Source organism: Cerasicoccus arenae (genome assembly GCF_014651635.1).
Classification (GTDB): Bacteria; Verrucomicrobiota; Verrucomicrobiia; order Opitutales; family Cerasicoccaceae; genus Cerasicoccus; species Cerasicoccus arenae.
This window is the reverse complement of sequence record NZ_BMXG01000017.1, coordinates 78761-89362: the sequence shown is the minus strand read 5'-3', so window position 1 is coordinate 89362 and position 10602 is coordinate 78761. Positions and strand designations below refer to the sequence as shown.

The window sequence follows — 10602 nt, the reverse complement described above, 5'->3', positions numbered from 1 at the left end:
CATCTTCTGGGCTGAAAAAATTGGGCGCTTCAACTTCAAACGGCAACGAAACCGTCCAAATGACACTACCGCTATCATCCAAATGAATGAACAGGGTGTAGATCTCGAAGGTGTCATCGTCAAAAAGATCGAGGATCATTAGTGAGGTCTCGTCGTCGAAAAGCTCTATGCGGCATGCATTCAGGCTGGGTGCCCCGAGGTCCAAGGAACTGTTGGCAAGATTACTTGAGGTCAGGCGCTTACGCCAAACACGATCTCCAGCCTGATCGATTGCTGTGAACGTCATGGGAAAACCGTCGAAGCCATCGTCAATAGTCCAGAACAGAGTCTGATCGTCACTAAAGCTGACTTGCGGTACGAATGATTGGAATGCGAAATCCACCGCGTATGTCCATTCCGCTTCCCCCGTCGCCAATACCCGTGAAGCCCAAGTATCACCATTCTGCGTGTCGGACGAACTAAACCGGAAACCATCCGCATCCAAGTACATTTCAGACACAAGCCGATTCGTTAAAATAACTTCCGCGTCGTAAATACGGTTGAGGCCGTCGTCAATTTCGTAGCAGAAAACACGCATCGCCGAATTAAGCCCAATGACAGTTTCCTCCCCAACGTAATCGAGATAAACATCGCCGCCAGACACCTTGATCTCTGGCCCCTCATCGGTAAACATCCCGTTCAGCGAAATATTTTCGGCCACACCACCCAACTCGCCAAACTGCAGAAAGGTGTAGCCCCAGAATTCACCTTGATCCTGGCTGAAAAGCAAGGCGGCTCCACCATCAGGGGTCATAGTGGTGTTCGTAACGCGGCTCGTATCGATCTCGTCGTAATCCCAAGCCTCCAGCGTGTAAAGATGGTGAAAACTTTGTGCCTGAGCCAAACAGGGCAGCACAAACAGCAAGTAGCGCAACTGGTTTTTCATATGAATTGTATCAGGCCTAGGAGGCCTGAATTCGTCAACTTATTTCAATAACTGACCGAGCCAATTCCAAGCGGTGAATTTTTGCATTGTGGCGGACGTCGACCGGGAATTTTTTCCAAAAACGAAATTCCGCAATCGCAGAGGTCAACGGGCTGCTCGCTGCCAGCTCGCTCAATTCTGCGGTAAACGCACTTTGTGCAGCAGTATCCTGAGGCCAAGCACCCGGAAGTGGCTCTACAACCACACAAGGGCGCTGGTTGGGACGTTCGCCCAAACCCACCAACGCACTCCGGAAGACCCGTGGATGCTTGTTAAAAATCGCTTCGACGCATTCCGTATAAAGCGGGCCTGCCGATGTTTCCACCCGCTCCGCCATTCGTCCGCAAAACCACAATCTGCCTTCGGCGTCAAAATAGCCGAGATCGCCCATGCGATGCCAAATGGTTGGCGATGTGGGCTGCGCAGTAATTTTGGCCTTCGCCGTCGCCTCGGGCAACGCGTCGTAGGCTTTAGTCACACTTGGCCCGGTGACGAGGATTTCGCCGATCGCGCCCGTGAGCTGCTCGACCACGTCGGTCAGTTGGGCAATCGGCTCGTCGGAGATCGCAATAATCTTCGCGCTCACTTCCGGCAGCAATCGGCCCACACACACGCCACGGCCCTGCTCAGTCAAGGGTTGAGCATCCCTCAAAATTTCCGTCCCAGAGATGGAGGCCACTGGTAGCACTTCGGTCGCCCCGTAGGGCGTGTGGATTTCGCCGTTGGGCAGCAGTGCCTTCAATCGGCGAATCAGGGGGGGGGGGGCGGCGGCACCCGCCATCAAAAGGCAGCGAATCGATGGGAGCGTGAGATTTTTCTCTTCGCAATAGCCCACAATTTTGTTCCAAAGCACTGGAGAGCCAAAGCTGTTCGTGACCTGATTTTGCAAGATAGCCTGAACGATTTTCTTGGGGTCGACCGTGGCCGGTCGGCTGGGGTTCATCTCCGGTACGACTGTGGTCAGGCCGAGAGCAGGGTTAAAGAGCGCAAAGACAGGCAGCATGGGCAAATCCACCCCGCCGCGCTGGATGCCATACTGCGCACGGATCATCCGCACCTGCGCCTCAAACATGCCATGCTCATAGCGAACGCCCTTGGGCGGGCCGGTCGAACCGCTGGTAAAGAGGATTGCCGCCAACTCGTCAGCCGTCGTCGGAGCGGGTTCGAAGCTTGCCTTGCCCAATGCATCTAACTGTCGCGCAAAGCCTTTCGTCCCGACGGTCACCCGGGTGCGCAAAGAGCCAAAATGTCGCCAATACACCCGACCAAGAATTTGTGCCAATGGGATACCCACGAGCGCTTCTGGCTGGGTCCGGCGTACGCAGGCCAGAAAATGCTTACGCCCCATGCCGGGATCGATGACTACCGGGACGGCGCCCATCTTGAACAGTGCGAAGACCGACAAAATCAGGTCACGGCCAGGCTTGACCATTAGCAGAACGCGCGTTCCGCGGGCAATGCCCTTAGCGGCAAAGACTTGCGCAGCCGCACAAGCCAACGTCTCCAACTGGGCAAAGGTCAGCGTATCGTATTCCAAGCGCTTACCCGAACGGATCGGCACGCGCAGTGCAGGGAAATCAGGTTGACGCGCCGCTGCCTCGGGCAGAAAGCGCGCCACATTGCTGATGGGCGAAGTGCTGTCGGCAGTTTCGCCCATAAGGGAAAATCAACCCCAAGCGGGCTGATCAATAGTCAGCGTAAACGAATGTACCCCAGAACAGGGATAGGTTGTCGCCAGAGATATTCTTGCGATCCAGCATCGTGTCCGAGTAAAGCACAGCAGATTCGATCGGCACTTCTTCATAGGAGGCCGGGGACCAATCAACGATACCCAAAGCGTTAAAGCCTTGGTTATTACGGGAATAGAGTGGATCGCTGCCACTGGGGGCGCTATTTGCGCAACCCGACATAAGAGCGGCGGCGCCAAGGGCAAGCGTAGCGAGGACAAGCTTGGAAGTAGATTTCATATTTCAGCTATAAAACGCGTTTAAGGATTAGTTAGGCAAGAGCAAAGTATCACCTCGGGACCCATTGCTCAACTGGTATTTTCGCCCCAGTGCAACGATTTTCTTTGCGCCGAGCGCCGAAAGGCCTTTTATCCGCGCTTCCTATGTCCACAGAAAACACCCAGATTCCTACTATGGATACGCTTGTCGGCTTGTGCAAGCGACGCGGATTCATCTTTCAATCATCCGACCTCTACGGCGGCTATCAGGGCTTTTTTGACTACGGTCCACTCGGCGTCGAGCTCAAGAACAACATCAAGCAAGCTTGGTGGAAGGACTTCGTGCACCGCCGCGACGATATCGTCGGCTTGGACTCGTCGATCATCACCCACCCAAAAATCTGGGAAGCCAGCGGCCACGTCGGCGGTTTTTCTGACCCCATGGTCGACTGCAAGGAGTCCAAACTTCGCTACCGCGCCGACCAACTCTTTTTCGCTCCCGTCAGCCTCAACGGCGAAGCGGCGGGCTTTGTAGCATTTATTGAAGGAACCGAAGCAGGCGACATCGTTAAGCGTGCTAAGAAACTCCGCGACCTCAAGGGCGACAAGCAAGCCGTGATCGACGAAGCGGCCCTTCTAGAAGCGCCAACCGAGTTCACTGAGGTAACTGAAGAGCAACGAGTTCTAACCCTCGGGCCGGATGCAGCCGCCCTTGGCACCCTGACCGAGCCTCGCGACTTCAATCTGATGTTCGAGACCAAGGTTGGCCCCCTAGCGGAAAGCTCCGCCAAGGCCTATCTACGCCCCGAAACTGCGCAGGGCATCTTCGTTAATTTCAACAACATCGTCGATACAGGCCGCGTCAAGGTGCCCTTCGGCATTGCCCAGATCGGCAAGGCGTTCCGCAACGAGATTACGCCGCGCAACTTCATCTTCCGCTCCCGTGAGTTCGAACAGATGGAGATCGAATACTTCATCGCACCCGACGCTGATTGGCGCACGCTACACCGCGAATGGCTTGACGCCTGCATCGACTGGCTCGTCTCAATCGGCATCCCACGCGAAATGGTCACCGAAGACGTCCACCCGACCGACAAACTCGCCTTCTACTCGCAAGCGACGACGGACCTCATGTTCCACTTCCCACACGGTGAGCAAGAGCTTTGGGGCATTGCCTGCCGCTCGGACTACGACCTCGGCCAGCACCAAAAATTCTCCGGCAAATCGACGGAATACTTCGACGAAGCCCGCAAACAGGCCAAGCAAGAGCCGTTCAAATACGTGCCCCACGTCATCGAACCATCGCTCGGCGTCGACCGCACCTTTCTGGCCGTCCTTACCGCTGCTCATTGCGTGGACCAAGCCCCGAACGACAAGGGCGTCATGGAAGAGCGCACCCTGCTCAAGTTTCACCCGCGCATCGCACCTTACAAGGCCGCCATCTTCCCGCTGGTCAAGAACAAGCCGGAACTGGTCGAAGTCGCCCGCAAACTTTACGAGAAGCTTCAACGCCGCTGGAATGTCTTCTGGGACGTCACCGGTGCCATTGGCAAACGCTACCGTCGCCAAGACGAAATCGGCACGCCATTCTGCATCACGGTGGACTTTGAGACCATCGAAAAGGACGGCACCGTCACCCTCCGCGACCGCGACACCATGGCCCAAATCCGCGTGACAGAAAACGAGCTCATCGCCTATCTCGAAGAAAAAATCGACGGATAGTTTTTAGCCGCTGCTGGTTTCTGATCCATGCGGAATGCCCCTACTTCCAGCAGCCCTCAAACGATTCCATCACCACCGCACTAGCGGTGGTGATCCCATGGAAAGGTCCAATTGTAGTCACGCTCTGCGCGCCACATGCGGAAAGGCTCAAACATTTTGCCGGGATTGAGGATGCCGTTGGGGTCCAGCGCATCCTTGATGCGCTTCATGGCGGCGATTTCTGCCTCGGTGTGCTGAAGCGATAGAAAGGGACTCTTGGCTAGGCCGATGCCGTGTTCGCCAGTGATGGCACCACCCAAGGCGACGACCTTCTCCATGAGCAACTCCAACCCGCGTTCGGCTTGAGCGCATTGGGCGGGATCGCCGTGATCATACATCAGGTGGACGTGGAAGTTGCCGTCAGCGACGTGCCCAAAGGTCGGCGTCGCCAAGCCCGTTAACTTCCTAAGTTCCAGCGTGTAGCGCAACAGAGCCTGATAGCCCTGAACCGGCACGACAACGTCTTCGTTGAGCTTGGTGTCGCCCATCTGAAACATGGCCTGCGAGCACGTGCGCCGGGCTTCCCAGAGGGTTTCGGCCTGCTCGGGGTCGGCTGTCTGTTTGGTGACTAGGGCACGCTCCTTGAAAAGCGACTGCACGACCTGACGCGTCTCACGAACGGCAGCAGGGTGCCCATCAAGCTCCAGCAAAAGCAAAGAGCAGGCTGGGGTTTTCGGGAAAAACGACGCGCCACGGCGGCGCTGGGCGCAATCCACACTTTGCCGGTCGAGGAACTCCAAAATGCTCGGTACCACACGCAGGCCGAGCAGTTGCTTAACCGCACGCAGGGCCTGAGTCTCGTTGGTAAACGCAGCCAGACACGTCCAGCGGCTTTGTGGTTTGGGGATGAGCTTTAGCGTGGCGCGAGTCGTCACCCCGAGCATGCCTTCGGCCCCGACCCAGAGATCGCGCAAGTTGAAGCCAGAGGCAAATTTCTTAAGCGGTGCGCCCCAGCGAACGGGTTCCCCCGTGGGCAAAAAACCCTCCAACGCCAGCACGTAGTCTCGCGTCACGCCATACTTGGCACCTCGCAGGCCACCCGCGTTCGTGGCGATATTTCCGCCAATCGTGCAATGCTTGAGTGAGGATGGGTCGGGCGGGTAAAACCAGCCCTTGGCCTCGGCAGCGTCATTGATCGCCTTGGTCACGGCACCCGCCTCTACGTGGGCCATGCCAGAGGTCGCGTCGATGCGAATTTTCCGCCAGTCTGACAGATCGAGCACCCATCCGCCATGGATGGGCGAGGCCGCCCCAGTGGTCGCCGAGCCCGCCCCACGCGGTGTTACCGGCACACCTAGTTTATTGGCAAGCAACAGCAGCTGCTGGACTTGCTCATCGCTCTTGGGGCGCACGAGAGCATCGGGGCGAAACGGCACACGCGCACTGTCCAGCGATACACGGGCAAGATCATCCGGCGCTGTGCTGACAGCGTCACCCAGTTTCCGGCGCAGCCGGGAAAGCAGCATTTTGTTGGTCACGCCAAACAGCCAAAGGGGGGACGGTAGAAGGTTAAAGATTAAAAGTGTTCGGCGACTGCCTAAATGAAAACATGAAAATCACAGCAAATACCGACTAAAATCTGCCCCTTCAATACGGATGGCAAACTCGGCTTAGAGCTAGGGATTTCAAATTATGGCATTGACCGTAACGATTTGTCCTGAAGGCTAATTATTAATGTCCGCAAGCAATCCAGAGCCACAACGCCGGCGGCGGCGTGATGTAATCGTCGAAAAAAGTGAAGAAACTCGACGCGTGCATCAGAGGCAAAGGCTCGTCAACGGCATCGTTTCTTTGTTCACCAAGTTGTTGATACTTGGGATTATCGCAGGCGGCATCTACTACTTCGGGTTTATCTTTAAGGACGGCATCTATGGCGATAAGGCGCGAATTTGGGCATCGACGATGGTCAATAAATACTCATCGACGCCCGATTCGGAAAGCCCATCAAGCCAAAATTCCCCAAAGTACCAATCTCCCGCCCAAACCATAAGCAATGCAATTGCGGTCAAAGATACGTATTACCGAGTGACGGACAAGGACATGAAAGCAGGCGAATTGGTGGATAAAACGAAATTGCCTGGTCAAAAAAGTAAGGATTACGCCGAGCGTACCGACCCTCAGTTTTTCCTGATTTGCGAATCAGATAAAACACGGACGAAGATTAAGTTTTCCGTCAAGGAATCCATCTATAATAACACCTTTATCGGCGACGCAATTCCGGTCGAAAACACGACCGCTTGGAAACGCTCGAGATAGGGCCGATGCGCCCGTTTATTGCTAACAGGGTAAGCGTTGCACCTCAGCCAAGCTCTTCCATCACCCGAGCCAACGCACGAAATTCGCCCTTGAGCGCGGGATAGAGCGCGGTGTAGCGCTCGTATAATGCGGCGTAAAGCTTCTGGGCGGATTCTGGCTCCACACGTGATGTTTCCTGGAGAGTCGACGCGCAGGCAGACTCAACGGAATCAAAGACGCCTGCCCCTACCCCACCAAGGATTGCAGCGCCGAGCGCTGCGCCCTCACTGGCGTTATTCGTAGTGATCGACGCGCCGAAAATGTCAGCCATCATCTGTCGCCAGAAGGGGCTTTTGGCACCGCCGCCGCTGGCAATGACCTCCGTGGGCGCAATGCCCAAACCGCGCATCAGCTCCAGCGAATCACGCATGCCAAAGGTAATGCCCTCCAGAACAGAACGAGTCAGGTGCGGTTTGGCATGGCGCAGACTCAGGCCGAAAAATACGCCACGCGCATTCGGGTCGGGATGCGGCGTGCGTTCACCAGACAAATAAGGCAAAAAGAGCAGGCCTTCGCTGCCAGCTGGAGCCGTTTCTGCCGCGCGGGTCAGCAGCGTGTAAGGGTCTTCACCAATAGCGCGCCCTGCCGCGATCTCCTCCCCGCCAAGCGCATTACGATACCATTGGAAAGAGCCCGCCGCCGAGAGCATGACGCCCATCAGGTGCCATTTCCCAGGGACTGCGTGGCAGAACGCATGTAGCCGCCCCTCGGGCTCAACGCGGTATTCGTCCGAGTGCGCAAAGACCACGCCGCTCGTGCCAAAAGTCGCCGAAACAATACCTTCCTGAATGATGCCGCAGCCAACCGCGCCCGCAGCCTGATCACCCCCACCAGCAATAATCGGCGTCCCTTCTTTGAGGCCAGTCAACGCCGCAGCCGCAGCATTAACCCTCGTCGAGGCGATCGGCGACTCCGTGACCTCGGCCATCCAACTGCGTGGGATGCCACATGCCTCCAGCATTTCGTTCGACCAATCACGCTTGGCGACATTGAGCAAAGCCATGCCCGAGGCGTCACTGACATCCGTAAAATATTCGCCCGAAAGCCGGTAGCGAATGTAGTCCTTGGGCAACAGAATTTTCGCTGCCTGGGCAAATATCTCAGGTTCATTTTCGCGGACCCAGACCACCTTGGGCGCGGTAAAGCCTGACAGCACAGGGTTACCTGTCAACTCCAGCACCCGTCGGGCACCGACCTTGCCCGTGATCGCGGCACACTGCTGAGCGGTACGCTGGTCGTTCCACATGATGCAGGGGCGGAGCACTTGGCCAGCAGCGTCGAGCAAAACCAGCCCATGCATTTGGCCGGTCAGCCCGATGCCCGCAATGTCTTCTGCCCGCACATCTGTCTGTTCAAAAACTGCCTTGAGAGCGGCGAGAATGGCCGTCCACCAGTCTTCCGGGTTACACTCAGCCCAGCCAGGGCGCGGTGTAGCGAAGTCATACTCGGGCGCAATCGTGAAGACGATGTTGCCGCGTTCGTCCATTACGAGGGTCTTCGCAGATGAAGTGCCGACGTCGATTCCGATCAGGTAAGCAGGCATGAGGAAGTTAAAGTTTGGCGGTTAAAGATTAGCAAAAGTGACGCTTTTTAGTTCGGTCAATGAGCCGTGGCATCGCAAGCCAAAATCAAGAGTCGAAATCGTCCGCCAACAGTAAAAGGCATAGTTCGAACCTTATAAAAGAAGCGGCGGTTTATAATTCCCATGCCGCATAATGCGTGCTAATGTTAGCATCAAATCTTTACCACAACAAACCATGACCACTTTTATCGTATTAGGCGTAATCGCCGTCCTCTTTATCGGAGTCGCCCTGTTCATTGTCGGGCTCTACAATAAGCTCGTTACTTTGCGTAACCGTTTCAAAAACGCGTTCGCTCAGATCGACGTGCAGCTCAAGCGTCGCTACGATCTGATCCCAAACCTCGTCGAGACAGCCAAGGGCTACATGAAGCATGAGCGCGAAACGCTTGAGGCCGTGATCGCCGCGCGTAATACCGCCGCCTCTGCGGGACAAAAAGCTGCCTCCAACCCAGGTGACCCAAGCGCGATCAAGGGCCTGATGGCCTCAGAAGCCGCGTTGACCGGGACCATGGGCAAACTGTTCGCGCTGGTTGAGTCCTACCCAGACCTCAAGGCCAACCAAAACATGATGCAGCTCACCGAGGAACTGACATCGACCGAGAACAAAATCGCTTTCTCCCGCCAGGCTTACAACGACAGTGTCATGGTCTACAACACCGCACGGGAAACCTTCCCCACAGTCATGATCGCCGGCACATTTGGCTTCCAGCAAGCAGAGCTCTTCGAGATCACCAACCCCACCGAGCGCGAAGCCGTTAAAGTTTCTTTCTAGTAAAGAAAAGCGATGGTGCCCTTAGTCCTTGGTCCTTAGCCAAGCGGCAGCAAAGGCCGGAATTTCTGATATTCATAAGACTAAGGACACAAAAATCCCATGGACTTTTTCGCTGCCCAAGACGACGCCCACTCCCGGACTAAACTGCTAATCGTTTACTTTGTGCTAGCGGTGATATCAATCATTGCATCACTGTATTTGTTATGCATGGTCTTTTACAGTTACAGCTCGACACCCGAAAATCAACCAACGCGCTGGGTACTGTGGAACCTGCCAACGCTCGCGGGCGTATCAGGCTTTGTCGTACTGCTGGTCGGCGGGGCAAGCTTGTCAAAAATTGCACAGCTCAAGGGAGGCGGTGGAGTCGTTGCCAAAAGCGTTGGTGGGCGTAAAGTTGACCCCGGCACTCGCGATCCTGACGAGCGCAAGCTGATGAATGTCGTCGAGGAAATGGCCATCGCCTCCGGCACAGCAGTGCCCGAGGTTTACTTACTCGACAAGGAAGATGGCATCAATGGATTTGCCGCGGGCTATACGCCCGACGACGCCGCAATCGCCGTAACCCGAGGCTGTGTGCAGCGCCTTTCCCGCGACGAATTACAGGGCGTGATCGCGCATGAATTTAGCCATATTCTCAACGGCGATATGCGCATGAACATCAAGCTCATGGGCGTGCTGTTCGGAATTTTGCTGATCTCGATCATCGGCGAAGGCATCATGCGTGCGGGCTTCTGGGGCAATGTCGGTGCCCGCCGCGACCGTGATAACAAGGGCAATGCGATCATGCTATTTGGCATTGGTGTGATGATTATCGGCTATGTCGGCGTGTTTTTTGGCCGCCTGATTCAGAGTGCGATTTCCCGCGAACGCGAATACCTAGCGGACGCCTCGGCAGTGCAGTTTACGCGCAATCCGGAGGGTATCGGCGGCGCGCTGATGCGCATTGGTGGAGCGGGTTCAACAGTCAATCACCACCACACATCGGAGACCGCGCACTTCTTTTTTGCCAATGCACTAAAGAGCAGTTTTGGCGGTGCCTTTGCAACTCATCCACCACTCGATGTCCGTATAAAGCGCGTCATGCCCAACTGGGACGGCAAGTTTCTAGACAAGCCCGCAGCACAACAATCTACCACTCCCCCCCCCCCTATGCCGAGCGCTCAGGCAAAACACAAAGTCGATCCATTGCAGATGATTGCAGGCGTCGGAGTGATTGGTGCCAGCCAATTGGCCTACGCCCAACAGTCCCGCCAACAAGCGGAGGATACGCTGGGCGAAGAAAT

General features: G+C 55.9%; 9 protein-coding genes (1 of these 9 running past the window's edge). 4 read left to right on the top strand and 5 right to left on the bottom strand.

All coding sequences use genetic code 11. From position 1 onward, the window contains the following. The 3 genes from IE065_RS13290 to IE065_RS13280 all read right to left on the bottom strand — a co-directional run. Nucleotides 1-925, bottom strand: a 925-nt coding sequence (locus IE065_RS13290; RefSeq protein ID WP_194500041.1) for a hypothetical protein, incomplete at its 3' end; no start/stop codon positions are given. A 34-nt stretch (nucleotides 926-959) separates the two neighbouring features. Next, entirely contained in the window at nucleotides 960-2621 is a 1662-nt protein-coding gene (locus IE065_RS13285) for a fatty acid CoA ligase family protein (protein ID WP_189515869.1), read from the bottom strand. A 28-nt stretch (nucleotides 2622-2649) separates the two neighbouring features. Continuing rightward, a complete protein-coding gene (locus tag IE065_RS13280) occupies nucleotides 2650-2931 on the bottom strand; it encodes a hypothetical protein (protein WP_189515867.1) in 282 nt (93 codons plus the stop codon). 173 nt (nucleotides 2932-3104) lie between these two features. On the opposite strand from IE065_RS13280, the gene IE065_RS13275 reads away from it, so the two are divergent. Further along, nucleotides 3105-4631: a glycine--tRNA ligase gene (locus IE065_RS13275; protein WP_229792115.1), complete on the top strand. Its 1527-nt coding sequence runs from the start codon at nucleotides 3105-3107 to the stop codon at nucleotides 4629-4631. Nucleotides 4632-4711: 80 nt separating this feature from the next. Here IE065_RS13275 and IE065_RS13270 read toward each other — a convergent pair whose 3' ends face one another. Then, nucleotides 4712-6148 carry an FAD-binding oxidoreductase gene (locus IE065_RS13270; protein ID WP_189515863.1) on the bottom strand — a complete coding sequence of 479 codons (1437 nt, stop codon included), beginning with the start codon at nucleotides 6146-6148 and terminating at the stop codon, nucleotides 4712-4714. A gap of 196 nt (nucleotides 6149-6344) precedes the next feature. Here IE065_RS13270 and IE065_RS13265 point away from each other — a divergent pair, with 196 nt between their 5' ends. Continuing rightward, complete coding sequence (locus tag IE065_RS13265; RefSeq protein ID WP_189515861.1) at nucleotides 6345-6926, top strand: hypothetical protein; 582 nt, start codon at nucleotides 6345-6347, stop codon at nucleotides 6924-6926. A gap of 43 nt (nucleotides 6927-6969) precedes the next feature. Here the strand turns inward: IE065_RS13265 and xylB are convergent, their stop codons facing one another. Beyond that, nucleotides 6970-8508, bottom strand: a complete 1539-nt coding sequence (gene xylB, locus IE065_RS13260; RefSeq protein ID WP_189515859.1) for a xylulokinase — start codon at nucleotides 8506-8508, stop codon at nucleotides 6970-6972. A gap of 214 nt (nucleotides 8509-8722) precedes the next feature. On the opposite strand from xylB, the gene IE065_RS13255 reads away from it, so the two are divergent. After that, nucleotides 8723-9319, top strand: coding sequence for a LemA family protein (locus IE065_RS13255; protein WP_189515857.1), 597 nt, complete (start codon nucleotides 8723-8725; stop codon nucleotides 9317-9319). Nucleotides 9320-9418: 99 nt separating this feature from the next. After that, nucleotides 9419-10602: the 5' portion of a M48 family metallopeptidase gene (locus IE065_RS13250; protein WP_189515855.1), read on the top strand. Its footprint extends 712 nt past the window's final position; 1184 of the gene's 1896 nt are visible here — the first part of the coding sequence; its start codon is at nucleotides 9419-9421; its stop codon lies off the right edge, out of view.